Origin of the sequence: Azospirillum sp. SYSU D00513 (assembly GCF_017356015.1) — a bacterium.
Taxonomy (GTDB): domain Bacteria; phylum Pseudomonadota; class Alphaproteobacteria; order Azospirillales; family Azospirillaceae; genus Azospirillum.
Map to the genome: position 1 here is coordinate 38,610 of NZ_JAFIQV010000008.1, position 26,448 is coordinate 65,057.

Genomic DNA, 26,448 nt, shown 5'->3' on the forward strand with positions numbered 1-26,448 from the left:
TCAGTAATCTCCTTCATCGTCGAGGGGGTAATAAACCCCGTCTTCCTGCTGAATCATAAGGTCGGGGCTCTCCCCGTCATCCGCAACCATCGGATCGTCCTCGACCGTCGCCGCGATGTCGCGGATCTCCGAAATCCTGGCGCCGGGGAAGGCGGAGAGCACGGCGCGGACCACCGGGTTGGATTCCACCTCCTCCCGCGCCTGCCGCTCGGCGATCCTCTCCTGCTCCAGCAGGGTCGGCTGGCCGGGCGAGTCGGACACCACCACGACCCAGCGCTGGCCGGTCCATTCCGTCAGGAGCTGACCGACGCGGTTGGTCAGGTTGGGCGGGGCGGAGGGTTCCAGCCGCAACTCCAGCCGTCCAGGTTCCATCCGCACGAAATGGGCGCTGCTCTGGAGATGGCCGAAGATCATGCCCTCGCGCTGGTCGGCGAAGACCTGCACCAGCGACCGGAAGTCGCGGGGCATCGGCACGAGCGCTTCGGCAGTGGCCAGGGCGGCGGCCGGTGCCGCGGCCTGCGCGACGGCGGGCTGGGGGGCGGGCTGGGGGCCGGATTGCGCGGCGGGCGCCTCGACCGGGCGGGCCACGGCGCGCACGCCGCCGCCGGCCATCGCCACCGGCCCGCCGCCAGGACCGCGCGGCGCGGCCCCGCCATTCCCGGCCCCGCCGCCGGAGCCGGCGTTCTGGAACTGGCGGATCAGCTCGCCCGGTGTCGGCATGTCGGCGGTGTAGGACAGCCGCACGATGACCATTTCCAGCGCCTGCTGCGGCACCGGGGCCGCCTGCACCTCGCCCAACCCCTTCAGCAACAGCTGCCAGCCCCGCGTCAGCGCCGGCATGCCGAGACGGCCGGTCAGCGCGCCGACGAGGCTGCGCTCGGCTTCGGGCAGGGTGGGATCGTTGGCGGTGTCCGGCACGACCTTGAGGCGGGTCAGGCTGTGGACGAGGTCCAGCAGGTCCTGGAGGATCACGACGGGGTCGGCGCCGACGCGGTGCAGGTCGGACAGGATGTCCAGCGCCTCGGCCGGCTTGCCGCCGATGGCCGCCTCGAACAGGTCGATGACGCGCGAGCGGTCGGCGAGACCCAGCATGTCGCGCACCTGCTGCGCACTGACCGTTCCGCCGCCGAGCGCGATGGCTTGGTCGAGCAGCGACAGCCCGTCGCGCACCGACCCGTCGGCGGCCCGCGCGATCAGCGCCGCCGCGTCCGGTTCGATCTCGGCGCCCTCCTGCCGGGTGACGCGGGTGAAATGCTCCTTCAGCACCTGGGCGTCCACGCGCCGCAGGTCGAAGCGCTGGCAGCGCGATAGCACGGTCACGGGGACCTTGCGGATCTCGGTCGTCGCGAAGACGAACTTCACGTGGCTCGGCGGCTCCTCCAGCGTCTTCAGAAGCGCGTTGAACGCGTTCTTCGACAGCATGTGGACTTCGTCGATGATGTAGAGCTTGTAGCGCGCGCTGACGGGTGAGTAGCGGACGCCGTCGATGATCTCGCGGATGTCGTCCACGCCGGTGTGGCTGGCGGCGTCCATCTCCATCACGTCGACGTGCCGGTCCTCGGCGATGGCGCGGCAGTTGTCGCAGACGCCGCAGGGTGTCACGGTCGGGCCGCCCTTGCCGTCCGGCCCGATGCAGTTCAGCGCGCGGGCGATGATGCGGGCGGTCGTGGTCTTGCCCACGCCGCGCACGCCCGTCAGCATGAAAGCCTGGGCGATGCGGCCGGAATTGATCGCGTTGGTCAGGGTGCGGACCAGCGCGTCCTGGCCGATCAGCTCGTCGAAGCTCTTCGGGCGGTACTTGCGCGCCAGGACCCGGTAGGCCAGACCGCCCTGGGGCGGGTTGGACGAACCGGCGGATGCGGAGATTTCGTCGATGGTGGTGTCGGTCACGCGGCTGGCCTGAACGTCGGCTTCGGAACGGACCGCAACAATAGCGGCATGGCGCGGCGCTGTCGCCGCAACAATTCGCTTGATCTGTCGGAAGAGGGTGGGAGGCTGGACAAACGACCCGAGCCGAAACTCGTTGCGGCTGCTTCCTTCCGGACCTGACCGGGTTGGCGAGGGACCCGTCCGCCGCCAACCTCCCGGCGTCTATATCGGACAGCCGCGCGCCCGATGCAAGGTTATTCGTACGCCTTCCGGCGTTCCGCAATCAGCCCGGCGACGCTGTCCATCAGGGTGGCCCGGTCCACCGGCTTCGTCACCAGCCCGTCCATGCCGGCCTCGCGCTGTGCCGCGGTCTCGCTGGGATGGGTGCCGGCCGAGAGGCCGATGATGGGGGTGCCCGATTCCGGGCCGGGCAGGGCGCGGATCGCGCGGGTTGCCGCCAGCCCGTCCATCACCGGCATGTGCAGGTCCATCAGCACGAGGTCCACCCCGCCCCGGCGCACCGCCTCGACGGCCTGCTCCCCGTTCTCGACCGCGCTCACCGCGTAGCCACCGAGCGTCAGCAGATAGACGACCAGTTCCCGGTTGATCCGGATGTCCTCGGCCACCAGGACATGGGCGACCGGCGCGCCGGACGGCGAGGGAACGGATGACATGCGGGGACGGTCCTGCCGAAGGAAACGCCTTCGAGCCGAAGACGTACGGATGCGGGGAGGATACCCCCCGCGTGCGTCCGGCTCAACATATCTGGGCATGGCTTGACGGGGCTGCCGGACCGGGGTTCATCCGGAAATAGTGCGGTTCCGCCGACAACCGCACCGACCGCAGCAGGCAAGCGCGCAGAAGAACGAATGATCGCTGCCGATGGTCGGGCTACCCTCGGGGCTACGGCCCGCACATATCCCCCAACGCGGCATTTGTTAGGGAACCAACAGCTTAACCGTCATCCCCGCGGACGCGGGGATCCAGGGTCCGCACGAACAGCACGCACTGGGGAGTTCTGGATCCCCGCTTTCGCGGGGATGACGGAAAAGTGGTTTTTCATCAATAACTTGCGGCGGCGCAGAAGTTTGCAGGCCGTAGTCGTCGGGGTGGAGTGAGGGGAACTTTGAGTTCGGCAGATGCCGGACCGCGCACCCTTTCAGCTCCCTGAAGGGGAGAGGCTTCAGTCCGGCATCCTGGCGAGCGGCTGCTGCGCCGCTTTACTTCTTCAGCGCGGCCACGCCCGGCAGGTCCTTGCCTTCCAGCCATTCCAGGAAGGCGCCGCCGGCGGCGGAGATGTAGGTGAACTTCTCCTCGACGCCGGCATGGGACAGCGCCGAGACCGTGTCGCCGCCGCCGGCGACCGACAGGAGGCGACCCTCGCTCGTGCGCTCGGCGACGAGGCCGGCGACGGCGTTGGTGCCGGCGTCGAAGGGTGCGATCTCGAAGGCGCCGAGCGGTCCGTTCCAGACCACCGTCTTGGCGCCCTGGAGCTTGATGCCGACGAACTCAATGGTCTGCGGGCCGACGTCCAGCGCCATCTCGTCGGTGCCGATGCCGTCGGCCGGGACCGGGCGGTTGGCTGCACCCGCCTTGAACTCCTTGGCGACGATGAAATCCTTCGGCAGCAGGATCTCGCAGCCCGACGCCTTGGCCGTCTCCATGATGGCGCGGGCCTGGTCGGCCATGTCCTTCTCGCAGAGCGAGGCGCCGACGTCCGTGCCCTGGGCGTAGAGGAAGGTGTTGGCCATGCCGCCGCCGAGCACCAGCATGTCCACCTTGCGCACCATGTTGCCGAGCAGGTCGAGCTTGGTGGAGATCTTGGCGCCGCCGACCACGGCGGCCACCGGGCGTTCCGGCTTTTCCAGCGCCTTGGTCAGCGCCTCCAGCTCGGCCTGCATCAGGCGGCCGGCGGCGGCCGGCAGCAGGCGGGCGACGCCCTCGGTGGAGGCGTGGGCGCGGTGCGCGGCGGAGAAGGCGTCGTTGACGTAGAGGTCGCCCAGCTCGGCGAGCTGCTTCACGAAGCCCGGCTCGTTCTTCTCCTCCTCCGGGTGGAAGCGGGTGTTCTCAAGCAGCAGCATCCCGCCGGGCTGGAGCTTGGCGACGGCCTCCTTGGCGGCCGGCCCGACGCAATCCTCCGCGAAGGCGACCGGCTGGCCGACGGCCTGGCTCAGCCCGTCCAGCACGTTGCGCAGGGAGTTCTTGGTGTCAGGGCCGTTCTTCGGGCGGCCGAAGTGGGAGAGGATCACCACCTTGGCGCCCTTCTTCGCCAGCTCCGTCAGGGTGGGGGCCAGGCGGTCGATGCGGGTCGTGTCGGAAATCCTGCCGTCCTGCATCGGCACGTTCAGGTCGGCGCGGACCAGGACGGTCTTACCCTGCACGTCGAAGTCGTCGATGGTGTTGAAATCGGACATGGCCGCGTTCCCCTTAAACGGTGTGGTTGCTCGTATTTTTCGGGCAGCGAAACACAGCGTGAAACCTATTGCAACGGCCCGAGAGGCCTAAACCCGGCTGGATAGGGCGCGGCATTTTGTCCGGAGCGGGCGGGCGCAAAGCCTTGGCAAGGCTGGCCTTTCCGGTACCGCAAGGCGCCCCTTGCCGGCGGCTGGCCGCGGGGCCGGAGACGCACCATTTCCTTGTCATGAACAGCGCATCGCACCCCCGACCGCACCCTCCCTCGTCCCCGCGTCCCGGCCGCCGGCTGGCCTATGCGGCAAGCCAGGCCGCGCGAGTCGCCTGGTTCTTCGGCCAGTACGCGCTGGCCGCCCGGCTTGGCGGGCCGGTAAGGGTCGCGCGGTCCGGGACGGGGCCGGTTCCGGGCACGCGCGGCGTGCTGGACTCGCTCCGCGCCCTGATGGCCCGCGACCTCGCCAACATCGAGGCTGGCTATTACCGGATGCCGCACGACCTGCTTCCGGCGCCGGGCCGCGTGCTGGCCGAGGCCGCCGCCTTCTTCCGCGACCTGCCGGAGGTCGCGCGCCGCCGCGAGGATCGGGTGGGGGTGGAGGTGCGGGACAAGCCGCCGCCCGGCACGGAGAAGCTGCCCGCCTACTACCGCCAGAACTTTCATTTCCAGACCGATGGCTACCTGTCGGAGCGTAGCGCGCGGCTCTATGACCACCAGGTGGAGGTGCTGTTCGGCGGCGGAGCGGATGCCATGCGCCGGCAGTGCCTCGTCCCGATCTTCGAATACGTGCGTGACCGCCGCGTCGCGGAGTGCCGGCTGCTCGACGTCGCGGCGGGGACCGGGCGCTTCCTGACCTTCGTGAAGGACAACCACCCGCGCCTGCCCGTGACGGCGCTCGACCTCTCCACTGCCTATCTGAAGGAGGCGCGGCGCGCGCTGGCGCCCTGGGCGCGGACCTCCTCGGTGGTGCAGGGTGCCGCGGAGGCGATGCCGGTCGCCGACGGCTCGCAGGACATCGTCACCTGCATCTACCTGTTCCACGAGCTGCCGCCCAAGCTGCGGGGCGAGGTGGCGCGGGAGTTCGCGCGGGTGCTGAAGCCCGGCGGCGTCCTCGTCTTCATGGACAGCCTGCAGAAGGGCGATGACCCGGCCCTGGACGGTCTGCTCGACCTTTTCCCGCAGGCCTTCCACGAGCCTTACTATGCGCACTACGCGCGCGACGACCTGGCCGCGCATTTCGCCGGGGCTGGGCTTGAGCCCATAGGGGTGGAACTGGCCTTCATGTCGAAGCTGGCGGTCTGGCGCAAGCCGCAGCCGATGGGTGAAGCTTCACGGGACTGTCATAAGACTGTAACTTGAACGCGGCTGTAACCCATGCGACAGGGAGCCCCACAGCATATGCAGGCGGTGCGCGACCTATGACCGAGGCTGAATCCAACCGCGAGACGGAACTGAAGCTGGCGGTCGGGCCGGAAGACCTGGCGAGACTGACCAAGGCTTCCGCGATCACCTCTCGCGCCGTGGGCAAGGCCTCGACCAAGCCGCTGGAAAGCACCTACTACGACACGCCCGACCGGCGTCTCGCCGCCCGCATGGTGACCTTGCGCGTGCGCAAGTCGGGCGACCAGTATCTCCAGACCGTAAAGACCCCGCCCTCGCCCGACGGCATGGGCCGGGGCGAGTGGGAGGGTCCCGTGCCCGGTCCCGATCCCGACCTGTCCCTGCTGCCGGCGGAAGCGCTGGAACAGCTCGGGCCGGTTGGCGCGGAGGAGCTGCGGCCGCTCTTCGCGAGCCATGTCCAGCGCATTACCCGCGACGTCCGGGTCGGCGAGGGGGAGGGCGCCTCGATCATAGAGGTCGCCTTCGACAGCGGTGAGATCCGCACACCCGACGGCAAGACGGTCCCGCTTTCCGAACTCGAACTCGAACTCAAGCAGGGTAGCGCTGCCGCCCTCTACACGGTGGCGCTGGAGTTGGCGGACGCCGCACCCCTGCGGGTCGAGCCGCGCACCAAGGCCATGCGCGGCTATGCGCTGGCCACCGGTGAGACGCCCAAGGCCGTGAAGGCCGACCGGCTGGAACTGCCGCCCGGCACGACGGTGGAGGGCGCCTTCGCCCGCATCCTGCGGAGCTGCCTCGCCCATATGTCCCTGAACGAGCCCACGGCCCTGGCCGGAGAGAGCCCGGAGGGCATCCACCAGATGCGCGTGGCGATGCGCCGCCTGCGCTCTGCCCTCAGCCTCTTCCGCCCTTTCCTGCCGGCCGGCCAGTACGGCTGGATCGTGGGCGAGCTGAAATGGCTGGGCGGCCATCTCGGTCCGGCGCGTGACTGGGACGTGTTCCTGACCGAGCTGCTGGCACCCGTGCGCGCCGCCTTCGCGCGGACCGCAAGCCACGGGGAGACTGCCATGGCCGATCTGGACGGGCTCGCAGCATCGGCCACCGCCCGGCGCGACCGCGCCTACCAGGGCGCGCGGGAGGCGATCCTGTCCCAGCGCTACACGCAGTTCCAGCTGCGCGCGGGCGCCTGGCTGGAATCGCGGGGCTGGCGCGACCAGCCGGTCAGCGAGCATTCGGCCCGCCTGTTCGAGCCGGTGGACGGGCTGGCCGACCAGCTGCTTGCCAAGCGGCACAAGCGGGCGCGCCGCGCCGGCCGGAGCTTCGCCACGCTGGGCTCCACCGAACGGCACGAACTGCGCATCACGCTGAAGAAGCTGCGCTACACGGCGGAGTTCTTCCTCAGCCTCTACGACGAGAAGCCGGCGCGCCGCTACATCCGGCAGCTCGCGGCCTTCCAGGACGTGCTCGGCCACCTCAACGACGTGGCGACGGCGTCTCGGCTGCTCCAGGACCTGCACGCCGGCGAGTCGGACCACCAGCCGGGCGAGCCGCGCGCCGCCGGCATCGTCATCGGCTGGCACGCCCGCGGCCTGAAGGAGGTCGAGCCGGACCTGCTGGCGCTGTGGAGCGGCTTCGCCGACGCCAAGCCCTTCTGGTCGAAGCCGAGCTATCCAAACCCGGCGCGGGAAGCGTAGGCTGGCGGTACGATGCTCACCATCCTCGTCGCGAACATCAAGGGCGGCTGTGGCAAAACCACGCTCGCCACCCACCTCGCCGCCGCTTCCGCCGGAGTCGGCAAGCTGACCGCGCTGGCCGACCTCGACCGGCAGCGTTCCTCGCTGGGCTGGCTCGAACGCCGTCCGGAGAGCGCTTCTCCCGTTACCGGGCTGGACTGGACCAAAGACATCGGCGAGCGCCCCGGCGGCTACCAACGTCTCATCATCGACGCGCCGGCCGCCCTGAAGACCAAGCAGATCGAGGAGCTGGTGCGGATGGCCGACGTGGTCGTCCTGCCGGTCCTGCCGAGCGTCTTCGACGAGCAGGCGACCGAGCGCTTCCTCGGCAAGCTGGACGAGCTGAAGTCCATCGCCAAGAACCGGAAGGGGGTTGCCGTGGTCGGCAACCGGCTGCGCGCCCGCACCAAGGCGACCGACCGGCTCGACAGCTTCCTCGGCGGGATCGGTCACCGGGTGGTGACGCGGCTGCGCGACAGCCAGATCTACGCCGAGGCCGCGGCCTCAGGCCTCAGCCTCTTCGACCTCCCCGGCAAGCGCGCGGCCGAGCACCGTGCCGACTGGAAGCCGCTTCTGGCCTACATCGACGCGGTCGGCTGAGGGCTGGCAGCTTTCAGCGGCTGCGCAAGTTTGATTCAAATCGGCGCAATTTAATTGTGCGGCGGTGGTCGGAACCCTGGCATCTTCCGGTCGTGGCAGTGCAGCCTGACGTTGCCGCGACCCGGCCATGAGTTTGCCCGATGCTCATCGACATCCCCTACACGACCGTCGCCTTCGGCGTCCTCGCGCTGATGCTGCTCATCGCGGTTCTGGACATCCGTGAGAAGCGTGGGGAGCAGGGACAGGGTCAGGCGCGGGACGGCGCCAAGAGTAGCCCGCCGGATAACGACATTCTCCCCAGACCCGGCCGGCTGCGCTGAAGGGCGGTTTCATGCAGCGGCAATGCCGCGTTGCCAAATACAGTCTCCGGATTGCAAGCCGAATCGTCCTCTCCACACTGCGCCCTACACTTGGCTCTCCGCACGGTTCGAGACGCTTGACTTTCAGGTTGGCCGCTTCGGCTGATAGCCGGTGGCAACAGAAATAGCGCAGGCGAGCTTGACGTTTTGCGTAAAATACGCAAATTACGTATATTGCAGTGGGAGGCGTTGCATGCCCATCATCAGCGCAAGTGAGTTTGTAAGGTCCTTCGGCCGGATCCAGGATGAGGCTCACCAGGAAGTGGTGAGGGTGACCAGCCATGGGCGCGTGATCGGCGGATATCTCTCCGCTTCCGATCTGGAACATTTCGAGCGCCTCAAACGCCGGGAACGTGAAGTGTTCGTTGTCGGCGATCTACCTGACGACCTTGTTGCCGATATCGAGGCTGCGGAATACGGCGTCGGCCCGGAATGAGGCTGCCGGTTCCTAAAGCGGGCCTCGTGATCCGCTATTCCTTCCTGTGGAGTCACGAAGCCCGCAAAGGGGCTACCGAGGGCCGCAAGGATCGTCCCGTGGCAATCGTCATTGCCGCCAGGAAGACGGAGGACGGTGATGTACGTGTGACGGTGGCTCCGGTCACCCACGAACCGCCGAAAGACCCAGATGCGTCGATCGAAATTCCGACCGAGATTGCAAAGGCGCTCGGCCTTGATGGCGAAAGGCATTGGCTCCGACTGGACGAGTTGAATCGGTTCGCTTGGCCGGGCTTCGACCTACGTCCTCTGCCGGGCAAGCCGGGAGTTTACGACTATGGCCTTTTGCCCGAGGATCTGTTCGCGAGATTGAAGGCAGGCATCATCGAGCGGCAAAGGAGAAAGGCCGCGAGGGTGATGCCGAGGGACTGATGCGACGGTCACCCGCCGCGTGTCATTGAGTCTTCTGGCCGGACTTGCCCCAGGTCCGGCACGTCCATCACGAACACCGTCCCCTCGGCGGTGCTCTCCTCCAGCGTGAGGTCGCCGCCGTGGGCGCGCAGGACCTCGCGGGCGATGGCGAGGCCGAGGCCGACGCCGCCGGCGCGGGCGGAGCCGGCGAAGGGCTGGAACAGGCGGTCGCGGGCGCGGGGCGGCAGGCCGGGGCCGTCGTCGGCGACGCGCACCAGCAGGCGGCCGCCCCGCGCCTCGGCGGAGACGGTCACCCGGTCGGCGCCGGCCTGCACGGCGTTGCGGCCGAGATTGACGAGCGCGCGGCAGAGCTGGGAGGCGTCCACGCGCGCGGTCAGATCCTCGGGGACGCGGTTGTCCCAGATGGCCTCCACCCGCGCGCCGTTGGGATGCTTCGTGTCCAGCACCTCGCCGCCGGCCTCCTCGGCCAGGGCGCGCAGGCGGACCGGCTCCGCCCGGACCGGCAGCACGCCGTCCTGGGTGTAGGAGAGGGTCTGGCTGCACAGCTCCGCCGCGCGGTCGAGCGAGGCCATGAGGCGGGGTGTCACCCGCCGCACCTCCGGATCGGCGCTTTCCGACAGCCGCTCCGACAGGAGGGCGGCGGTGGAGAAGATGCCGCGCAGGTCGTGGTTGATCTTGGCGACGGCGGTGCCGAGCGTCGCCAGCCGCTCGCGCTGGCGCAGCGCCGTGCGCAGCGTGCCCTGCATGTCGGCAAGCTCGCGCTCGGCCAGCCCGACCTCGTCATGGCGGGGGGATGGCTCGATGGGGGCGGTGCCGTCCGGGTCCAGCCGGAAGTCCACCATGGCGGCGGTCAGCCGGCGCAGCGGACGCACCAGCATCCGGTGCAGCGACAGGAACACCAGCCCCGCCGTGATCAGGGAGATCACGATCGACAGCGCGAGTATGCGCCCGGAGAAGTCGATCATGGCGGCGATCATCGGCCGCTCCTCCATGACGACCTCCACGCGCAAACGCGCATCCCGGGGGGAGCGGTCGCTCACCCGGATGATGCGGTCGCGCGGCTGGAACAGGGCGGTGAAGGCATCGGCGATCAGGCCCACCGGGGTGGCGGCCCCCAGGTCGTATTCCTCGTCCACCCGGGGTGGCATCGCGCTGGACAGCATCACCGCGCAGGAATCGCGGTGGAAGACCATGACGCTCCGCGCCCCGACATGGGCGAGCAGCTTGGCTTCCAGCTCGGCGGTGACGGCACGGTCGGGAGCCGCCTCGATGGACAAGGCGGCGAGATGGGCGCGGGCGAGCCGTTCCTGGAGGTAGCTGTCGCGGAACCGCGCCACGGACGGGGTGTAGATCAGCACCTCCGCCAGCATGACGAAGAGAACCGTCAGCACCAGGAGCTTGGCCGACAGGCTCTTCGGCATGGCGGGAGTGTCTTGGAGGTGGTTGGGGCGGCCCCGATCCTATCCTCTCCCCGCACCGCTGCCTAGCGGCGGCGCGGCGTGCCGTCGGGCGGGGATCAGCCCTTGGCAGCCAGCGGATCGGTGAAGGGGATGTAGCTGACGCGTTGCTCCTCCAGCGTGTTCAGCAGGTCCCTCAAGCTGTCGCGTGCGTAGCTGTCGGAGGTCTCGTCCAGTCGGCGCTGAGTGATGGTGACGAACTCGTCAATGACGTTCAGGTGAACTTCAGAAGAAATGAAGATGTCGTTCGAGAAGGAAGCGGTCGTCATGGCTGTTTCCCCATTCCGTCTTGGTGTCGTTCGGTGAGGTCATTCAGCCATTTCGCCGGTTAACGAGAAGTTAACATTGCCGAACGCGCCAATGCCGATTGGTGATTACCACCCCGGTTCATATCCTTGGGGTTAGAGGATTAACCAAACCAGTTAAGGAACCGCACCAGACGGCGCGTGCGCGGCCCGAACAGCGTAGGGGCGTAGTAATCGCCGGCGGCGCGCTTTCCGGCCTCCGCCAGGGTCGGGTAGGGCAGCGTCAGCCCGGCGATGTCGCCGACACCCATGCCCTTCGACAGGGCAAGGCACCACAGCGCGATCTGTTCCCCGGCATGGGGGCCGGCGATTCCGGCACCCAGCAGGCGTCCTCGCGGCGTGGTGACCAGCTTCACAAGCCCTTCCGCCTCGCCGTCGGTCCGGGCCCGGTCGTTTCCGGCGAAGGGCGCCCGCAGCACCCGGATCCGCTCCCCATGCTCCACCCGCGCCTGCGCCTCGGTCAGCCCGACCTGCGCCAGTTCAGGCTCGCCGTAGGTAACGCGGGGCAGGGCCGCGTAATTGATCCTGGCCGGGAGCCGGAACAGCGCGTTGCGAAGCACGATCCCGGCCTGCTGGGCGGCGGCGTGGGTGAAGGCCGGCCCCCCGGTCACGTCGCCGACGGCGTAGACGCGCCGGTTGGCGGTGCGCATCCGGCGGTCCACGGCGATCCCCTGCTCCGTGACGGCGATGCCCGCCGTCTCCAGCCCCAGCCCGTCGAGGATGGGCCGCCGCCCGGTGGCGACGAGCAGGTCCGATCCTTCGATCCTGCGCCCGTCGTCGAGCGTCACGGCCACCGCGCCGCCTTCCATCGTCTCAGCCCGCGTGACACCGCGGCCTTCGAGCAGCGTCACGCCCTCCGCGATCAGGCGGCGGCGCAGGACCTCGACCAGTTCCGGGTCGTCGTTGGGGAGGATGCGGCTCCGCTGCACCAGCGTGACCCGGGCGCCGAGCCGCCGGTGCGCCTGCGCCATCTCCACCCCGACCGGGCCGCCGCCCAGCACGATGAGATGGTGGGGCGCGCGCGTCAGCCTGAACAGCGTCTCGTTCGTCAGGTAGGGAACGCCTTGCAGGCCTGGCACCGGCGGGATGAAGGGCCGCGAACCCGTCGCCACCACGAAGCGCCGCGCACGCACCGTGACGCCATCGGCCTCCAGCCGGTCCGGACCGGTGAATCGCGCCGACGCCCGGATCACCCGCACGCCGAGCCCCTCGAAACGCTCCTGGCTGTCGTGCGGGGCGATGGCGGCGATGCTGCCGCGCACATGGGCCATGGCCGCCCCGAAACCGACGGCGGGATCGGGGATGTCAGGCGCGGGTTGCGGCGCGCCGAAGCGGGCGGCACGGCGCGCGGCCTCGGCCGCCTTGGCGGCGGCGAGCAGGGCCTTCGACGGCACGCAGCCGCTGTTCAGGCACTCGCCGCCCATCCTCCCGCGCTCGATCAGCACCGTGTCGGCGCCCATCTGCGCGGCACCCGCCGCGACCGACAGGCCGCCGGAACCGGCGCCGATGACACAGAGGTCGCAGCGGATCTCCGTCATGGTCCGCCCCTCCGGCGGCGCCACCACCGGACCGCCACCGGCAGCAGCGCCAGCAGCGCCAGACCGAGCAGCGGCAGCAGGATCTCCGCCCGCAGCAGGAGCCCGCGCAGGTTCGGCGCCGTCCCGGCCTCCAGCACCGCGCCCAGCCCGTTGCCGACCGAGGCATAGACCAGGGTTGCCGGCACGATGCCGACCAGCGTGGCGAGCGCGAAGGCGCCCACGGGCATGCCGAGGACCGCCGGAACGAGATTGACCAGCCAGAAGGGCAGCAGCGGCGTCAGCCGCAGGACCAGCAGGTAGATGAAGGCGTTTTCCCGGAAGCCGGCCTCCAGCCGGGCGGCCCAGGGGCCGGCCCTGGCGCGCAGCGTGCCGCCCAGTGCCGTCCGCGCCACGAGAAAGAGCAGGGTCGCCCCTAGTGTCGCCCCCATCACGGCGAAGGCGGTGCCGGCGGCCGTTCCGAAGAGCAGGCCGCCCGCGAGCGTCAGCGCCATGCCGCAGGGAATCGAGAGAGCTACGGCGAGCGCGTAGAGGCCGACATAGGCCAGGGCGGCCAGCGCGCCCCTCTCCCGGACGAAGCCTTCCAGTTCCGCGTGGTGGCGCGCGAGGCTCGTCAGCGAAAGCTGCTCGTGCAGTCCGAAGCCGAACGCGGCGGCCAGCCCGGCCACCAGCAGCCCGGCGGGCAGCAGCCGCCCCAGGCTCCAGGAGCGGGCGGGCGGGGCGGGTTCGGCCATCGGGCTCCTCAAGCAGGAATGAACGCGGGCGGGAATTTGGGCGGCGGATAGGAACCGTTCCGTGGAGCTAACGGCAAAGCCGCCCGACCGGCCATTCACCTTGCCGTGATGTGGAAATCGCCGCGGACGGGCCGGTCTCCGTTTGGTACGCCGCGATGCGCGTCTCCTCTGGAGTCCGCCTTTCGGGATTGGTAAGAGTGACGCCCATGAGCGACCTATCCCGAATCATCGATTCCCTGCCGCGCGCCGCCGTGCTGTGCGTCGGCGACATCATGCTCGACCGGTTCGTCTACGGATCGGTCGACCGCGTCTCGCCCGAGGCGCCCATTCCGGTCCTGCGGATCGAGCGCGAGGTGGCCATGCTCGGCGGTGCCGGCAACGTGGCCTCGAACGTGATGGCGCTGGGGAGCGCCTGCCGTTTCGTGTCGGTTGTCGGCGACGACGCGGCCGGGGCGGAGGTGCGCCGGCTGGTCGCCGGGCAGACCGGCGACGGGGAGGGGCTTCTCGTCGAGCCCGGCCGCCAGACCACCGTGAAGACGCGCTTCATCGGCGGGCGCCAGCAGCTCCTGCGCGCGGACTCCGAAACGGCCGTGGCGATCCGCGGCGGCGAGGGGGTGCTCCGGGCCGCCCGGGCGGCGCTGGGCTCGGTGGGCGCGGTGGTGCTCTCCGATTATGGCAAGGGCGTCCTCACCGACGCGGTGGTGAGCGGGCTGATCGCCGAGGCGCGGGCCGCCGGCCTCCCGGTCGTGGTCGATCCCAAGGGCAGCGACTACCGCCGCTACCGTGGCGCCAGCGTCGTCACCCCGAACCGCAAGGAGCTGATGGAGGCCACCGGCCTTCCCGCCGACAGCGACGAGGAGGTGGCCGCCGCCGGCCGCCGGCTGATCGAGACCTGCGGCATCGACGCGGTGGTCGCCACCCGTAGCGAGCGCGGCATGACCGTGGTCACGCGGGACGGCGCGGTCCACCTGCCGGCCGAGGCCCGCGAGGTGTTCGACGTGTCCGGGGCCGGCGACACGGTGGTGTCCGGCCTCGCCTCGGCCCTGGCGCTGGGCGAGCCGCTGGCCGACGCCGCCCGGCTCGCCAATCTCGCGGCGGGCATCGTCGTCGGCAAGGTGGGCACCGCCGTCGTGCGCGCGCATGAGCTGCGGGCCGCCCTGCACGAGCAGGAGTGGCGCCACGGCGAGAACAAGGTCGCCACGCTGGCCGGCGCCGTGGAATGCACGGAGCGCTGGCGCGCGCTCGGCAAGCGGGTGGGCTTCACCAACGGCTGTTTCGACCTGCTGCATCCCGGACACATCTCGCTGCTCACCCAGGCGCGTGCGGCCTGCGACATGCTGGTGGTCGGGCTGAACAGCGACGAATCGGTCAAGCGCCTGAAGGGCGAGACCCGGCCCGTGCAGAACGAAACCGCCCGCGCGACCGTGCTGGCTTCGCTCGCCTGCGTGGACCTCGTGGTGGTCTTCGGGGAGGACACGCCCGAGGCGCTGATCCGCGCCCTACGCCCCGACCTGCTGGTCAAGGGGGCGGACTACACGGTCGAGACGGTGGTCGGCGCCGATTTCGTGCAGGGCTACGGTGGAAAGGTCCTTCTGGCGGAGCTGGTGGCCGGTCAGAGCACCACCAACACCATCAAGCGGATGGCGCGGTAGGAAAAAGGGGAAGGGCCGCGACTCCGTCGGTGGAGCCGCGGCCCTTCGATCTCCTGGAGGAGCGTGCGCGGAGCCGCGCCGCCCCCGGCGTCCTTACATCTTGCGCTGGACGTCGTTGGCGGTGCCCTCGATGGCGCGGCCGCCGGACTGGACGTCCTGGCCGACGCCCTCGAAGGTGTTGCAGGCCGCGAGCGAGCCGGCAATCACGGTGCCGAGCAGGGCGAGCTTGAAGAAGTTGGCGAGGCTGCGCATACTGTGTCTCCGGCATTGCGATGCGAATGCCTAAAGAACGCGGAAACTGCCCGGTAGTTTCCTCGGACCCTCCGGGGTCAGGCGGGGTAGCCCGCCCTGAAAGCGCGCCTGGCGGGGGCCAAAGCGCCCGTAACCGGCGCATTCCGCATAAAAAAGCCGCTTTCCCGTCGTTTCCCCGTTGCGGGTGTAGACGGAAAGGCTTAGCGTGCCCATCTTATCTGAGGGTGGCGGTTCGGCCGGCCGCATCCAGACACATGCCGGTCCGACGGCTGGGGGCTTCCGTCCGCCCCAAGGCACTCGGCACTATTTTGAGGGAACTGACATAGCTAAGCTTTACGACCAGGAAGCCCCGTCCCGCGAAGGGCCGCGGCTCAACCGGGAAATCACGGCTCGCTCGGTGCGCCTGATCAACGCCAACGGCGACATGGTGGGCGTGGTCTCCCTGCGTGATGCCTTCGAGGCCGCCATGGAAGCGGATCTCGACCTCGTGGAGATCGTGCCCCAGGCCGATCCGCCCGTCTGCAAGATCCTCGACTACGGCAAGTTCCGGTTCGAGGAGCAGAAGAAGGCGAACGAGGCGCGCAAGAAGCAGAAGGTCATCGAGATCAAGGAGATCAAGCTCCGCCCCGGCATCGACGACAACGACTACGACGTCAAGATGCGGGCCGCGCAGCGTTTCCTTGAGGAAGGCGACAAGGTCAAGGTGACCATGCGCTTCCGTGGCCGCGAGATGGCCCACCAGGACATCGGCATGAAGGTGCTGGTCCGGGTGCGCGACCAGCTCGAGAGCAAGGCGAAGGTCGAGCAGATGCCGAAGCTCGAAGGCCGGCAGATGATCATGGTGCTGGCGCCGCGCTGACGGCCGCCAACCGGCCAAGCCGTCTGGATGCAAAAAGGCCGCGGGGGCAACTCCGCGGCCTTTTGCTGTTCGCCGCCGACCGTGCGGCGGCAATCCTTGCCGATCGCCAGGAAGTTTCTGCCGGGCGGCGCGGAAAAAATTGCCGGGCTTGCGCGTGTGGAGCGTGGGCTTCCGGCAGGCTGCAGGGAAGCAACCCCTAAGAAAAACAAGCGCTTAGCCGTTATCCCCGCAAAAGCGGGGATCCAGGGCTCCCTGATTCGGATCTGTTGCAAGATTTGCATCCCCGCTTCCGTGGGGATGACGGGAAGTCGTTTGGTTCCAATGGCTTACGGCCCGGTGGAAACACGTCCATCCGCCCGCTCCCTTCCCCTGGCGTGCGGCTTGCACCGCGGCCGCACTGGAAACGCGCCAGCGGACCTTGCGCCATGTCGATGCTGCCCACCACCGATGCCGCCGCGCAATTGCGCGTCCGGGCCGAAGAGGCCCTGGAGCGCAAGGGTGGTGCGTCGCGCCGGGCCGGCGAGCTGGCCGGTCATTTCTCCGCGATGCTGGAGGCCCTGAACGGCGTGGATGCCGGCGCCTCCGCCTCCGTGGCCGCCACCTCGGGGAACGACGCGGCGGCGGCCCCAGCGGTCCTGCCGCGCCTCGGCGTTGGCGCGGTGAGCGTCTTCGCGCAGAGCGGTGGTGACGCCGCCGGCGCGGAGACGCCGGATGCCCCGGCGCCCGACTCCGGCGATGCCCAGGCCGTGGTGGACAGCGCGCTCGGGGCCGGCAACCCGGCCGACTTCCGTTGGCTGACGACCCTGATCGTCCAGTCGGGCGCGCAGCCGGGCTGACGCCCTGTCCCGGCGCTCCGTCGGGGACCAGCTGCGCCCGCCGCCGGCTTATACGATTTTCATGAAGTCCTGACCTGTGGTCAGGACCTCCGCGCCATGGGGCACGGGGCCGCAGCCGCGGCCCTATACCGGGTTCGGAGGCCGGAATTTTCCGAACCCGGTGTTACACCGTGCAGAGAAAGCGGCGGTCCGTGCCTTCGAGCACCAGGGCGGTGAGGCGGTTGGTCGCGTAGGCGCCGGTGTCGATGCCGATGCGGTTGGGCTGGATGTCCGGCTTCATGCTGATGGTGTGGCCGTGCACCACCACCTTGCCGTGATTCGCGTTGGAGTTCAGGAACTCGTCGCGGATCCAGAGCATGTCCTGGCGTTCCTGGCGCTCCAGCGGCATGCCGGGCCGGATGCCCGCATGGACGAAATGATAGTCGCCGATGGAAAGGCTCGTCCGCAGCCCCTTCAGGAAGGACCTGTGATGGGCCGGCATGGCGGCCAGGAGGAGACGGCGGGCCTCGCCGACTTCCTCGGGCTGCGCGTCCTCCGCCGGCGGGCGGACGCCATAGCTGGCGAGCGTCGCCAGGCCGCCGTAGCGCAGCCAGTTCGGCCCGTTGGGCGCCTCGTTCATGAAGTCCAGCATCGCTTCCTCATGGTTGCCCATGAGGTGAATGGCTCCAAAGCCGGCCGGCGGCGGGCCGGCCAGACGGTCGATCACGGCGCGGGAGTTCGGGCCGCGGTCCACATAGTCGCCCAGGAAGACGAGGTGCTTCACCTGATCGCGCGCCGAGGCGGCGTCATGCTGGATCTGGTTCAGCAGCTGGTCCAGCAGGTCGAGTCGCCCGTGGATGTCGCCGATCGCATAGACGCGCAAGCCCCGCGGCACGGCGGCCGTGGCCGGCTCCGGTCTCAGTCTGCGCGCAAGCCCGAAAACCACAACTCCTCCTGACATTCATGAAAGCCGGAAAACCCGCGGCGGCACATGCTGCACCGCACGGGCACCAGCGCCGCGACCATTGGTTTGCGGTTACCAGTTTATGTCAAACGCACAGAGCGTTTAATACGGAAAAGGGAAAATTTCCCGATATTCGGGGCATCCCCGCCGCCCTATTCGGGAGAGGAGCGGCTATTTCCGTTCCCAGACCGAGGATTCCATGAAGCGGTTCGCCAGGAATCGGTAGGTGGTCTTCTGGAGCTGCTCGAGCTGCTGCGACCGCTCGATGGGCACGCCTTCCCAGGCCTGCAGCAGTTCCTCCCATTCCAGCAGGCGGGCCCGCAGCTCGTCGCGGATCTTGCGGATGAACTGCACGGTCGAATCGAAGGATTTCAGCGCGCCGAAGATCTCGCCGGTCTGGGCGTCGGCCTGTTCGAAGATCGCGTCGTATTCCTTCAGCGGCTTGCGGATCAGCCCCTGCATGCGCGCGATCTCGGAGCAGAAGTTCCGGTCGGTGCGGTAGATCTGCGTGGCCTTGTTGAGATTGGCGCTGATGGTCTGAATCGCCTTGAAGCGTTCGCGCAGTGCCTCGATGTAGGACAGCTCCTGCGTCAGGTCGTCGATGCGGTCGGTCAGGTACTGTTCGGAGTCGCCCTGGATGCCGAGCTTCGCGCCGAGTTCGGCGAAGGCATTCTTCAGGCGGGTCTTGGTCTGCGGGTCCTCGACGACCTGCTCCAGCTCCTCCATGTCGACGACGATCATCTCGCTGCCGGTGATCCAGGAGACGAGCTGGACCGTCAGGCGCCCTTTGGCGATGGCCCGGTGCCGGTCCTCCACCGACCAGGAGGCGCGGCCGTCCAGCAGCTCGCCGGGGATCTGCTCGCCTGGGCGGATCTGCTTCACGAAGGCAAGTCCCTTGGCGACGATGCCCAGGAGCTTGACGTCGTGGCCGTCCTCCGGGATGTCGAAGGACTCCCGCAGGGTCTTGAAGGGCAGGGAGGCCCTGAGGTCGCCCAGGATGATGTGCAGCACCGGCTGCTTGGTGGCCTCGTCGGTGTGGAAATGAGCGCCCGGAAGGCTGAAGACGCGGTGCTGGAAATCGAAATGCGTGTCGCGCATCGGCGCGGCGGGCGCCGCCGGTGCCGCGCTGCCGGCGTCGTCCGGCGCCTGCCCGTCGGCCTGCGGGGTGGGGATCGTGTCGCTGCTGGGCGTGTCGCTCATCGGGGGGCCGGCCGCTTCTGCAAATGTCTGGTTTCCGGTCCGGTGCCGCCCGTGCGCAACCCTGTTGCGCCGCCGGCTGTCCGTCCGCCCCGTTTGTTGCCCGGAGCGGCAACTGCAAATTACAGCAAGTCACGCATTCGAAACCAGAGCATTGCGAGCACCAGCGCCGGGGTGCGCAGCCGGCGTCCGCCGGGGAAGGCGTGGTGAGGAATGCGGGCGAAGACGTCGAACCGTTCCGCCGTGCCGCGGATCGCCTCGGCGATGGTCCGGCCGGCAATGCCGGTCAGCGCTACCCCGTGGCCGGAATAGCCGTGCGCGAAATAGACCGTCGGCGACAGGCGCCCCAGCTGGGGCAGCCGGTTCATCGTGATGGCGACGTTGCCGCCCCAGCACTGCTCCACCGCCACGCCGCGCAGCTGCGGGAAGACCGCCAGCATCTTGGCGCGCAGAACCGCCTTCAGCCCTGGCTGGTCGAGGCCGGAATAGCTGACGCCGCCCCCGAACAGCAGCCGGTGGTCGGACGAGCGGCGGAAATAGTTCAGGACGAAATTCATGTCGCTGACCGCGATGTTCGTCGGCAGCAGCGACGCCGCGCGCTCCTCGCCCAGGGGCTCGGTCGCGACGACGTAGGTCGCGACCGGCATGATCGTGGTCTCCAGCGCCGGCGCCACCCGGCCGAGATAGGCGTTGCCGCCCAGCACCAGGAACTTCGCCCGCACGGTGCCCGCCGCGGTCTCCGCCCGGGGCTCGGGCCCCGTGTCGATGCGCGTGACCGGCGTTTCCTCGAAGATGCGCACCCCGGCCGCTTGGCAGGCGTCGGCGAGGCCCAGCGCGTAGTTCAGCGGGTGCAGGTGCCCGCTGCCGGAGTCGTGGAGCCCGCCGATGTAGGACCGGCTCGCCACCAGCTCTTCCATCTCCGCCCGGTCGAGGCGCCGCACGCCGTCGTAGCCGTAGCGGCCGCGCATCTCCTCCACCATGTCGTCCACGTCGCGCAGGTGGCGCGGCTTCACGGCGGCGTAGGCGTAGCCCCAGGTCAGGTCGCAGGCGATGCGGTGGCGCTCGACCCTCGCGGCCAGCATCGCCTTCGCCTCCTCGCCGAGGTCCCAGAGGCTGCGCGCGTCCTCCTTGCCGACCATCGACTCGATGGCCGCCATGGATTTGTTGTAGCCGGTGATGATCTGGCCGCCGTTGCGGCCCGAGGCGCCCCAGCCGACCCGCCGGGCCTCCAGAAGCACGACGTCGAAGCCGTGCTCGGCCAGTTCGAGCGCCGCCGTCAGGCCGGTGTAGCCGCCACCCACGACGCAGACGTCGCAGCGCAGGTCGCCGTCCAGGGCCGGGTGGCGGGGATGGGGGTTGGCCGTGTCGGCGTACCAGGAGCGGACATGGCCGGAGGGGGTGCGGGGTGCGGGCATGGCCCCCTTTTGCTGCCGCGCGCCGGATTCGTCAACCGGCTGAGCCTTTTATACGCGTTTGCCGCCTGTTCCCCCCTGTGCAAAGCGCCCTCCTCGGCGCATACTCTCTGCCATCGGCAACGGAACAGGAGATGGGCTGCCCATCCATCGGCGCGGCCCGGCGCATTTCATGGGCTTCATGGAAGATTTCATCAAGAAGAACCGCATTACCGAAGTCGAATGCCTGGTTCCCGACATGTCGGGCATCGCGCGCGGCAAGATCGTCCCGGCCGAGAAGTTCCTGCGCATCCTGCGCGACCGCGGCCTGCGGCTGCCGGAATCGATCTTCGTGCAGACGGTCACCGGCGAATTCCCGGACGACGAGGACATCACCTCGGACGAGAATTCCGACATCTACATGATCCCGGACGAGCGCACGATCCGTTTCGTGCCCTGGTACAACGAGCCGACCGCCCAGGTCCTCAACGACTGCGTCTACGCCGACGGCAACCCGGTGGCCTTCTCGCCCCGCCATGTGCTCAAGCGCGTGCTGTCGCTCTACGAGGAGCGCGGCTGGAAGCCCGTCGTGGCGCCGGAACTGGAATTCTTCCTGGTCCAGGTCAACAAGGACCCCGACTACCCGCTGGTGCCGCCAGTCGGCCGCAACGGCCGGGTGGAGAGCGGACGGCAGGCCTTCGGCATCGACGCCGTCAACGAGTTCGACCCGATCTTCGAGGCGATCTACGATTTCTGCGAGGCGCAGGACATCGACATCGACACGCTGACGCACGAGGCGGGCGCGGCGCAGATCGAGATCAACTTCAACCACGGCGACCCGCTGGAGCTGGCCGACCAGGCCTTCCTGTTCAAGCGCACCGCGCGCGAGGCGGCGTTGCGCCATCAGGTCTACGCGACCTTCATGGCCAAGCCCATGCAGGGTGAGCCGGGCAGCGCGATGCACATCCACCAGTCCGTGATCGACGCGAAGACCGGCCGCAACCTGTTCGCCGAACCGGACGGCGCCGACAGCCAGCTCTTCCTGGCGCACATCGCCGGGCTTCAGAGGTTCCTGCCGGAATGCATGCCGCTGGTGGCGCCGAACGTGAACTCCTACCGCCGGCTCGTGCCCTATTACGACGCGCCGATCAACGTCCACTGGGGCCGCGACAACCGCACCACCGGCCTGCGCGTGCCGGTGTCCCAGCCGGACTCGCGCCGGGTGGAGAACCGGGTGGCCGGCGCCGACGCCAACCCCTACCTGTCGATCGCCGCCTCGCTCGCCTGCGGCTATCTCGGCATGGTCATGGGGCTGGAACCGAGCGAACCGGTGAAGGGATCGGCCTACCGGCTGGCCTTCCAGTTCCCGCGCCACCAGAACGAGGCGCTGGCCCGCTTCAACGCCTGCGCGCCCCTGCGCGAGACGCTGGGCGACAAGTTCATCCAGGCGGTCACCTGCGTGAAGCAGACGGAGTACGAGGCCTACAACCGCGTGATCAGCTCCTGGGAACGCGAGAACCTCCTGCTCAACGTCTGACCGTCTTGGTCTGACCGTCTTGGTCTGACCGTCCCCGGGCATGGCGCGGCCTTCGCGAAGCGTGGGCTGCGCCTCTCTAAACGTTGACAATCCTCTCTCTCGCGGGTGCAATGATACCCGCCTTTTGGGTAGACCGTGCGGTGAGCGCCGCACCCCATCTTCGGACAACGAACAGGTCGGGGGCTTGAATGAAAAAACGACTCGCATGCAGCGTCATCGGCGCGGTGGCGGCGGTGACGGTCGCGGGATCGGCGCTGGCTCAGGACAAGAAGCCGGTCAACATCTACATCTGGAACGACTATCTGGCCGAGAGCACGGCCGACGACTTCACCAAGGCGACCGGCTACCCGACCCGGATCGACCTCTATGACAGCCTGGAGCTGCTGGAGCAGAAGGTGCTCGTCGGCAGCTCGGGCTACGACGTGATCGTCCCGACCGCCGAGCCGACCCTGTCGCGCATGATCCAGGCCAAGGTCGTGGCGCCGCTCGACAAGTCGAAGATCCCGAACCTGAAGAACGTGGATCCGCAGATCCTGAAGCTCCTGGAGAACTCGGATCCCGGCAACAAGTTCGCCGTGCCCTATCTCGGCGGCACGGTCGGCATCGGCATCAACGTGGAGAAGGTCAAGGCGGCCGCGCCGGGCGTGGCGCTCGACAGCTGGGACCTGATCTTCAAGCCCGAGGTGGCGCAGAAGCTGTCCTCCTGCGGCATCACCGTCATGGATTCCGCGACCGACGTGATCCCCTCGGTGCTGGCCTATCTGGGTCTCGACCCGACCTCCGAGAAGAAGGAGGATCTGGACAAGGTCGAGAAGGCGATGATGGCGGTCCGCCCGCACATCAAGCAGTTCGTGACCGGCCAGAACATCGACCTGCTCGCGGCCGGCGACGCCTGCGTCGTCATGGCCTACAGCGGCGACGTCAGCCAGGCGGCGACCCGCGCCGAGGAAGCCAAGAACGGCGTGAAGGTCGAGTACCTCATGCCGAAGGAGGGCGTGCAGGCCTGGTGGGACACGCTGGCCATCCCGGCTGACTCGAAGAACAAGGACGGCGCCCACGCCTTCATCAACTTCACGCTCGACCCGGCCAACATGGCGGCCATCACCAACTTCGTCCAATACCCGAACGCGGTTCCGGCCTCGCTCGAGAAGGTGGATGAGGCGGTGAAGGCCAATCCCGCCGTCTATGCCCAGCCGGGCACCAACGTGAAGCTGTTCTCGCTGAAGCCGGTCAGCCAGCAGGCCGACCGCGCCCGCACCCGCCTCTGGACCAAGATCAAGACCGGCAGGTAAGCGAAGCTGCGCCGGTCCGGCCCAGCCTGACGCCGCGCCCCGGACGGCCCCCTTGAACAGGGGCCGTCCGGGGCGTTGCTTTGAGCCGCCGCCCCACGCAGGCGCGATCCAGCCCCCCGGTTTCCCGCCCCCATTTCCTGAACCGCGCGTCGCCGGACGCGCACCAGAAGGACGCCGATGGCCAGCCAGCCGATCCGCAAGCCCACCAGACTGGAGCCCTGGCAGGACCCGGGCCAGACCCCCTATGTCCGCATCGACCGCGTGACCAAGCGCTTCGGCGATTTCGTCGCGGTGGACGAGGTCAGCCTGTCGATCCACCGGGGCGAGTTCTTCGCGCTGCTCGGCGGCTCCGGTTCGGGCAAGACGACGCTGCTCCGCATGCTCGCGGGCTTCGAGACGCCGTCGGACGGCAAGATCTACATCGACGGCGTCGACATGACCGGCATCCCGCCCTACGAGCGGCCGGTCAACATGATGTTCCAGTCCTACGCGCTGTTCCCGCACATGACGGTCGAGCAGAACGTCGCCTTCGGGCTGAAGCAGGACCGCGTGCCCAAGCCAGAGATCCGCGACCGCGTGGCCGAGATGCTGAACCTCGTCCAGCTCGGCCAGTTCGCCAAGCGCAAGCCCCACCAGCTCTCGGGCGGGCAGCGGCAGCGCGTGGCGCTGGCCCGCTCGCTGGTGAAGAGGCCGAAGCTTCTCCTGCTGGACGAGCCGCTGGGTGCCTTGGACCGGCGCCTGCGCGAGCAGACCCAGTTCGAGCTGGTCAACATCCAGGAGCGTCTGGGCATCACCTTCATCGTGGTCACCCACGACCAGGAGGAGGCGATGACCATGTCCAGCCGCATCGCCGTGATGAACCACGGCAAGATCGCCCAGGTCGGCACGCCGAGCGAGGTCTACGAGTACCCGAACAGCCGCTTCGTCTCGGAATTCATCGGCTCGGTGAACCTCTTCGAGGGGATCGTGGCCGAGGAGCAGTCCGACCATGTGCTGATCCGGTCGGAGGAGGCGGGCTGCGACCTCTACATCAACCACGGCGTGATGGTGCCCCCCGGAACCAGGGTGGCCGTCGCCATCCGGCCGGAGAAGATCACCCTCGCCAAGGAGGCGCCGGCCGCAGCCGACGGGCGCAACCTCGCGCGCGGCCTCGTGCGGGAGATCGCCTATCTCGGCGACATGTCGATCTATCTGGTGCAGCTCGCCGGGGGCAAGACGGTGCGCGTGACGGCGCCGAACGTGACCCGGCGGACCGAGATGCCGATCACCTGGGAGGACGAGGTGTATCTGTCCTGGCAGCCCTTCGCCGGCGTGGTGCTGACCCAATGAGCGGGCTGATTCACCGGCTGATGACGCGCGGCCGCGGCTTGGTCGTGGCGGTGCCCTATGTCTGGCTGCTGCTGTTCTTCCTCGTCCCCTTCCTGATCATCCTCTACATCAGCTTCTCCGAAGCCGTGATCGCGCAGCCGCCCTTCACGCCGCTGGCGGAGCTGGTGCGGGACGAGGATTTCGGGACGACGAAGCTCCAGATCCTGCTGAACCTGTCCAATTACCAGCGGATGTTCGAGGATGACCTCTACATCCTGGCCTACCTGAATTCGGTCAAGATCGCGCTGATCACCACGCTCGCCTGCCTGCTGATCGGCTATCCCATGGCCTACGCGATCGCCAAGGCGCCGCCGTCGCGGCGCGGCACGCTGATGATGCTGGTGATCCTGCCCTTCTGGACCAGCTTCCTGATCCGCATCTACGCCTGGATCGGCATCCTCAAGGGCAACGGGCTGATCAGCAACTTCCTGCAATGGGCCGGCATCACGGCGGAGCCCTTCGAGATCCTCTATTCCGACTGGGCCGTCTATATCGGCATGACCTACGTCTATCTGCCCTTCATGGTGCTGCCGCTCTACGCCACGCTGGAGAAGCTGGACCCGGCGCTGCTGGAGGCGGCGGCCGATCTCGGATCGCGGCCTTTCCGGGCCTTCCTCCAGGTCACACTGCCGCTGTCGCTGCCGGGCATCGTCGCCGGCTCGCTCCTGGTCTTCATCCCCTCGGTCGGGGAGTTCGTGACGCCGGAGCTGCTGGGCGGGCCGGACACGCTGATGATCGGGCGCGTGCTGTGGAACGAGTTCTTCGCCAACCGCGACTGGCCGGTGGCCTCGGCGGTGGCGGTGGCTCTGCTGCTGTTCCTGGTGATCCCGATCATGGTCTTCCAGCACGTCCAGGGCCGCCAGATGGAGGAAGCCCGATGAAACGCTTCGGTTTCCTGTCCTGGGCGCTGTGGTTCGGCTACGCCTTCCTCTATGTCCCCATCGTCCTGCTGGTCGTCTATTCCTTCAACGAATCGCGGCTGGTGACGGTCTGGGGCGGCTTCTCCACGAAGTGGTACGGGGAGCTGCTGAACAACGACAAGCTTCTGGGGGCGGCGGCCCTGTCGCTCCAGGTGGCGGCGGTGACGGCGACCATGTCGGTGCTGCTCGGCACGCTGGCCGGGATCGCCCTGTCGCGCTTCGGGCGCTTCCGCGGGCGCACGCTGTTCGGCGGCATGATCACGGCGCCGCTGGTCATGCCCGACGTGATCATCGGCCTGTCGTTGCTGGTGCTGTTCGTTTCCATGGAGCAGCTCATCGGCTGGCCGGAGGGGCGCGGCTTCACCACCATCGCCATCGCCCACACGACCTTCGCCATGGCCTATGTGGCGGTCGTCATCCAGTCGCGCCTGTCCGGCATGGACGAGAGCCTGGAGGAGGCGGCGATGGACCTGGGCGCCCGGCCGGCCAAGGTGTTCTTCGTCATCACCCTGCCGATCATAGCGCCCGCCATCGTGTCGGGCTGGCTGCTCGCCTTCACCTTGTCGCTGGACGACGTGGTGATCGCCAGCTTCGTGTCGGGGCCGGGTTCCACGACCCTGCCGATGGTGGTCTTCTCCAGCGTGAAGTTCGGCGTCAGCCCGGAGATCAACGCGCTCGCATCCCTGATGATGCTGATCGTCTCCACGGGCATCTTCATCGCCAGCCTTCTTCTGGCCCGCCAGGACCGCCAGCGTGCCCGCGACGAGCAGATGGCGATGCAGGGAGGATGAGGGCTTGGCCGGCGGCGCCTTCCACGCCGCCGGCCGGCCGGGTCGGGTTCAGGTCAAGCTACCCCGAAAGGTCATGGATTCGGGATATGCCATGCATGGAGCGCATGGCGGGGTCGTGAGCGTGGCGAATTGTTGGCGCGTCTGCTATGTAGAAGGCATCGTCAACAGCGAAAGAGGCCGTGCCGTGCGCGCGCTCCTGTGGT

The 26,448-nt window shown here is 68.6% G+C and carries 25 protein-coding genes and 1 other RNA gene; 14 read left to right on the forward strand and 12 right to left on the reverse strand.

Going from position 1 to position 26,448, the window contains the following annotated elements; all coding sequences use genetic code 11:
- The 4 genes from JUB11_RS08165 to JUB11_RS08180 form a co-directional block, all read right to left on the reverse strand.
- The gene (locus JUB11_RS08165; protein WP_207458027.1) at positions 1-1,890 is read right to left on the reverse strand and encodes a DNA polymerase III subunit gamma/tau; all 1,890 of its coding nucleotides are present in this window, start codon (positions 1,888-1,890) and stop codon (positions 1-3) included.
- Between the two features lie 97 nt (positions 1,891-1,987).
- Positions 1,988-2,085, reverse strand: an RNA gene (gene ffs, locus JUB11_RS08170) — signal recognition particle sRNA small type.
- Between the two features lie 38 nt (positions 2,086-2,123).
- The gene (locus JUB11_RS08175) at positions 2,124-2,543 is read right to left on the reverse strand and encodes a response regulator (protein ID WP_207458028.1); all 420 of its coding nucleotides are present in this window, start codon (positions 2,541-2,543) and stop codon (positions 2,124-2,126) included.
- A 546-nt stretch (positions 2,544-3,089) separates the two neighbouring features.
- Complete coding sequence (locus JUB11_RS08180; protein WP_207458029.1) at positions 3,090-4,283, reverse strand: phosphoglycerate kinase; 1,194 nt, start codon at positions 4,281-4,283, stop codon at positions 3,090-3,092.
- 227 nt (positions 4,284-4,510) lie between these two features.
- Here JUB11_RS08180 and JUB11_RS08185 point away from each other — a divergent pair, with 227 nt between their 5' ends.
- The 6 genes from JUB11_RS08185 (at position 4,511) to JUB11_RS08210 (ending at position 9,176) form a co-directional block, all read left to right on the forward strand.
- On the forward strand, positions 4,511-5,635 hold the full coding sequence (locus JUB11_RS08185; RefSeq protein ID WP_207458030.1) for a class I SAM-dependent methyltransferase: 1,125 nt from the start codon (positions 4,511-4,513) through the stop codon (positions 5,633-5,635).
- Between the two features lie 59 nt (positions 5,636-5,694).
- A complete protein-coding gene (locus JUB11_RS08190) occupies positions 5,695-7,311 on the forward strand; it encodes a CYTH and CHAD domain-containing protein (protein ID WP_207458031.1) in 1,617 nt (538 codons plus the stop codon).
- Positions 7,312-7,323: 12 nt separating this feature from the next.
- Positions 7,324-7,950 (forward strand): ParA family protein, encoded by a 627-nt coding sequence (locus JUB11_RS08195; RefSeq protein WP_207458032.1) that lies wholly within the window; start codon positions 7,324-7,326, stop codon positions 7,948-7,950.
- A 140-nt stretch (positions 7,951-8,090) separates the two neighbouring features.
- Complete coding sequence (locus JUB11_RS08200) at positions 8,091-8,270, forward strand: hypothetical protein (protein ID WP_207458033.1); 180 nt, start codon at positions 8,091-8,093, stop codon at positions 8,268-8,270.
- A 232-nt stretch (positions 8,271-8,502) separates the two neighbouring features.
- Positions 8,503-8,745, forward strand: a complete 243-nt coding sequence (locus JUB11_RS08205) for a type II toxin-antitoxin system Phd/YefM family antitoxin (RefSeq protein WP_207458034.1) — start codon at positions 8,503-8,505, stop codon at positions 8,743-8,745.
- The gene (locus JUB11_RS08210) at positions 8,742-9,176 is read left to right on the forward strand and encodes a hypothetical protein (protein ID WP_207458035.1); all 435 of its coding nucleotides are present in this window, start codon (positions 8,742-8,744) and stop codon (positions 9,174-9,176) included. Before JUB11_RS08205 ends, JUB11_RS08210 begins: the two co-directional genes overlap by 4 nt.
- An 8-nt stretch (positions 9,177-9,184) precedes the next feature.
- Here JUB11_RS08210 and JUB11_RS08215 read toward each other — a convergent pair whose 3' ends face one another.
- The 4 genes from JUB11_RS08215 to JUB11_RS08230 form a co-directional block, all read right to left on the reverse strand.
- Complete coding sequence (locus tag JUB11_RS08215; RefSeq protein WP_207458036.1) at positions 9,185-10,597, reverse strand: HAMP domain-containing sensor histidine kinase; 1,413 nt, start codon at positions 10,595-10,597, stop codon at positions 9,185-9,187.
- Positions 10,598-10,692: 95 nt separating this feature from the next.
- Complete coding sequence (locus tag JUB11_RS08220; protein WP_207458037.1) at positions 10,693-10,902, reverse strand: hypothetical protein; 210 nt, start codon at positions 10,900-10,902, stop codon at positions 10,693-10,695.
- Between the two features lie 140 nt (positions 10,903-11,042).
- On the reverse strand, positions 11,043-12,476 hold the full coding sequence (locus tag JUB11_RS08225; protein ID WP_207458038.1) for an FAD-dependent oxidoreductase: 1,434 nt from the start codon (positions 12,474-12,476) through the stop codon (positions 11,043-11,045).
- Complete coding sequence (locus tag JUB11_RS08230; protein ID WP_207458039.1) at positions 12,473-13,207, reverse strand: VTT domain-containing protein; 735 nt, start codon at positions 13,205-13,207, stop codon at positions 12,473-12,475. The genes JUB11_RS08225 and JUB11_RS08230 overlap by 4 nt, the downstream gene beginning before the upstream one ends.
- Positions 13,208-13,413: 206 nt before the next feature.
- On the opposite strand from JUB11_RS08230, the gene rfaE1 reads away from it, so the two are divergent.
- Positions 13,414-14,859 carry a D-glycero-beta-D-manno-heptose-7-phosphate kinase gene (gene rfaE1 / locus JUB11_RS08235; protein ID WP_207458040.1) on the forward strand — a complete coding sequence of 482 codons (1,446 nt, stop codon included), beginning with the start codon at positions 13,414-13,416 and terminating at the stop codon, positions 14,857-14,859.
- Positions 14,860-14,952: 93 nt separating this feature from the next.
- Here the strand turns inward: rfaE1 and JUB11_RS08240 are convergent, their stop codons facing one another.
- A complete protein-coding gene (locus JUB11_RS08240) occupies positions 14,953-15,111 on the reverse strand; it encodes an entericidin A/B family lipoprotein (RefSeq protein ID WP_207458041.1) in 159 nt (52 codons plus the stop codon).
- Positions 15,112-15,433: 322 nt separating this feature from the next.
- Between JUB11_RS08240 and infC the strand changes: the two genes are divergently transcribed.
- Entirely contained in the window at positions 15,434-15,970 is a 537-nt protein-coding gene (infC, locus tag JUB11_RS08245) for a translation initiation factor IF-3 (protein WP_207458134.1), read from the forward strand.
- Between the two features lie 425 nt (positions 15,971-16,395).
- Positions 16,396-16,806 (forward strand): hypothetical protein, encoded by a 411-nt coding sequence (locus JUB11_RS08250; RefSeq protein ID WP_207458042.1) that lies wholly within the window; start codon positions 16,396-16,398, stop codon positions 16,804-16,806.
- A gap of 163 nt (positions 16,807-16,969) precedes the next feature.
- Here the strand turns inward: JUB11_RS08250 and JUB11_RS08255 are convergent, their stop codons facing one another.
- The 3 genes from JUB11_RS08255 to JUB11_RS08265 all read right to left on the reverse strand — a co-directional run bounded on the left by JUB11_RS08255 (position 16,970) and on the right by JUB11_RS08265 (position 20,361).
- On the reverse strand, positions 16,970-17,680 hold the full coding sequence (locus JUB11_RS08255) for a metallophosphoesterase family protein (protein ID WP_348771387.1): 711 nt from the start codon (positions 17,678-17,680) through the stop codon (positions 16,970-16,972).
- 240 nt (positions 17,681-17,920) lie between these two features.
- Complete coding sequence (locus JUB11_RS08260) at positions 17,921-18,949, reverse strand: hypothetical protein (protein ID WP_207458044.1); 1,029 nt, start codon at positions 18,947-18,949, stop codon at positions 17,921-17,923.
- 119 nt (positions 18,950-19,068) lie between these two features.
- Positions 19,069-20,361, reverse strand: a complete 1,293-nt coding sequence (locus tag JUB11_RS08265; protein WP_207458045.1) for an FAD-binding oxidoreductase — start codon at positions 20,359-20,361, stop codon at positions 19,069-19,071.
- Positions 20,362-20,530: 169 nt separating this feature from the next.
- Here JUB11_RS08265 and JUB11_RS08270 point away from each other — a divergent pair, with 169 nt between their 5' ends.
- From JUB11_RS08270 to JUB11_RS08290, 5 genes are all read left to right on the forward strand, one after another.
- On the forward strand, positions 20,531-21,874 hold the full coding sequence (locus JUB11_RS08270; protein WP_207458046.1) for a glutamine synthetase family protein: 1,344 nt from the start codon (positions 20,531-20,533) through the stop codon (positions 21,872-21,874).
- Between the two features lie 188 nt (positions 21,875-22,062).
- The gene (locus JUB11_RS08275; RefSeq protein ID WP_207458047.1) at positions 22,063-23,166 is read left to right on the forward strand and encodes an extracellular solute-binding protein; all 1,104 of its coding nucleotides are present in this window, start codon (positions 22,063-22,065) and stop codon (positions 23,164-23,166) included.
- 177 nt (positions 23,167-23,343) lie between these two features.
- On the forward strand, positions 23,344-24,495 hold the full coding sequence (potA, locus tag JUB11_RS08280; RefSeq protein ID WP_207458048.1) for a polyamine ABC transporter ATP-binding protein: 1,152 nt from the start codon (positions 23,344-23,346) through the stop codon (positions 24,493-24,495).
- On the forward strand, positions 24,492-25,415 hold the full coding sequence (locus tag JUB11_RS08285) for an ABC transporter permease subunit (RefSeq protein WP_207458049.1): 924 nt from the start codon (positions 24,492-24,494) through the stop codon (positions 25,413-25,415). Before potA ends, JUB11_RS08285 begins: the two co-directional genes overlap by 4 nt.
- Positions 25,412-26,245 carry an ABC transporter permease subunit gene (locus JUB11_RS08290; RefSeq protein ID WP_207458050.1) on the forward strand — a complete coding sequence of 278 codons (834 nt, stop codon included), beginning with the start codon at positions 25,412-25,414 and terminating at the stop codon, positions 26,243-26,245. The genes JUB11_RS08285 and JUB11_RS08290 overlap by 4 nt, the downstream gene beginning before the upstream one ends.
- The last annotated feature ends 203 nt before the right edge of the window (positions 26,246-26,448 follow it).

Excerpts from the sequence above, each read along its gene's own strand:
- JUB11_RS08240 (WP_207458041.1), bottom strand. The coding sequence starts at position 15,111 with ATGCGCAGCCTCGCCAACTTCTTCAAGCTCGCCCTGCTCGGCACCGTG.
- JUB11_RS08250 (WP_207458042.1), top strand. The coding sequence starts at position 16,396 with ATGTCGATGCTGCCCACCACCGATGCCGCCGCGCAATTGCGCGTCCGG.
- JUB11_RS08220 (WP_207458037.1), bottom strand. The coding sequence starts at position 10,902 with ATGACGACCGCTTCCTTCTCGAACGACATCTTCATTTCTTCTGAAGTT.
- rfaE1 (WP_207458040.1), top strand. The coding sequence starts at position 13,414 with ATGAGCGACCTATCCCGAATCATCGATTCCCTGCCGCGCGCCGCCGTG.
- JUB11_RS08200 (WP_207458033.1), top strand. The coding sequence starts at position 8,091 with ATGCTCATCGACATCCCCTACACGACCGTCGCCTTCGGCGTCCTCGCG.
- JUB11_RS08285 (WP_207458049.1), top strand. The coding sequence starts at position 24,492 with ATGAGCGGGCTGATTCACCGGCTGATGACGCGCGGCCGCGGCTTGGTC.
- JUB11_RS08185 (WP_207458030.1), top strand. The coding sequence starts at position 4,511 with ATGAACAGCGCATCGCACCCCCGACCGCACCCTCCCTCGTCCCCGCGT.
- JUB11_RS08265 (WP_207458045.1), bottom strand. The coding sequence starts at position 20,361 with ATGCCCGCACCCCGCACCCCCTCCGGCCATGTCCGCTCCTGGTACGCC.
- JUB11_RS08290 (WP_207458050.1), top strand. The coding sequence starts at position 25,412 with ATGAAACGCTTCGGTTTCCTGTCCTGGGCGCTGTGGTTCGGCTACGCC.
- JUB11_RS08260 (WP_207458044.1), bottom strand. The coding sequence starts at position 18,949 with ATGAGCGACACGCCCAGCAGCGACACGATCCCCACCCCGCAGGCCGAC.
- JUB11_RS08195 (WP_207458032.1), top strand. The coding sequence starts at position 7,324 with ATGCTCACCATCCTCGTCGCGAACATCAAGGGCGGCTGTGGCAAAACC.
- JUB11_RS08190 (WP_207458031.1), top strand. The coding sequence starts at position 5,695 with ATGACCGAGGCTGAATCCAACCGCGAGACGGAACTGAAGCTGGCGGTC.
- JUB11_RS08215 (WP_207458036.1), bottom strand. The coding sequence starts at position 10,597 with ATGCCGAAGAGCCTGTCGGCCAAGCTCCTGGTGCTGACGGTTCTCTTC.
- JUB11_RS08180 (WP_207458029.1), bottom strand. The coding sequence starts at position 4,283 with ATGTCCGATTTCAACACCATCGACGACTTCGACGTGCAGGGTAAGACC.
- JUB11_RS08225 (WP_207458038.1), bottom strand. The coding sequence starts at position 12,476 with ATGACGGAGATCCGCTGCGACCTCTGTGTCATCGGCGCCGGTTCCGGC.
- potA (WP_207458048.1), top strand. The coding sequence starts at position 23,344 with ATGGCCAGCCAGCCGATCCGCAAGCCCACCAGACTGGAGCCCTGGCAG.
- JUB11_RS08230 (WP_207458039.1), bottom strand. The coding sequence starts at position 13,207 with ATGGCCGAACCCGCCCCGCCCGCCCGCTCCTGGAGCCTGGGGCGGCTG.
- JUB11_RS08210 (WP_207458035.1), top strand. The coding sequence starts at position 8,742 with ATGAGGCTGCCGGTTCCTAAAGCGGGCCTCGTGATCCGCTATTCCTTC.
- JUB11_RS08205 (WP_207458034.1), top strand. The coding sequence starts at position 8,503 with ATGCCCATCATCAGCGCAAGTGAGTTTGTAAGGTCCTTCGGCCGGATC.
- JUB11_RS08175 (WP_207458028.1), bottom strand. The coding sequence starts at position 2,543 with ATGTCATCCGTTCCCTCGCCGTCCGGCGCGCCGGTCGCCCATGTCCTG.
- JUB11_RS08275 (WP_207458047.1), top strand. The coding sequence starts at position 22,063 with ATGAAAAAACGACTCGCATGCAGCGTCATCGGCGCGGTGGCGGCGGTG.
- JUB11_RS08270 (WP_207458046.1), top strand. The coding sequence starts at position 20,531 with ATGGGCTTCATGGAAGATTTCATCAAGAAGAACCGCATTACCGAAGTC.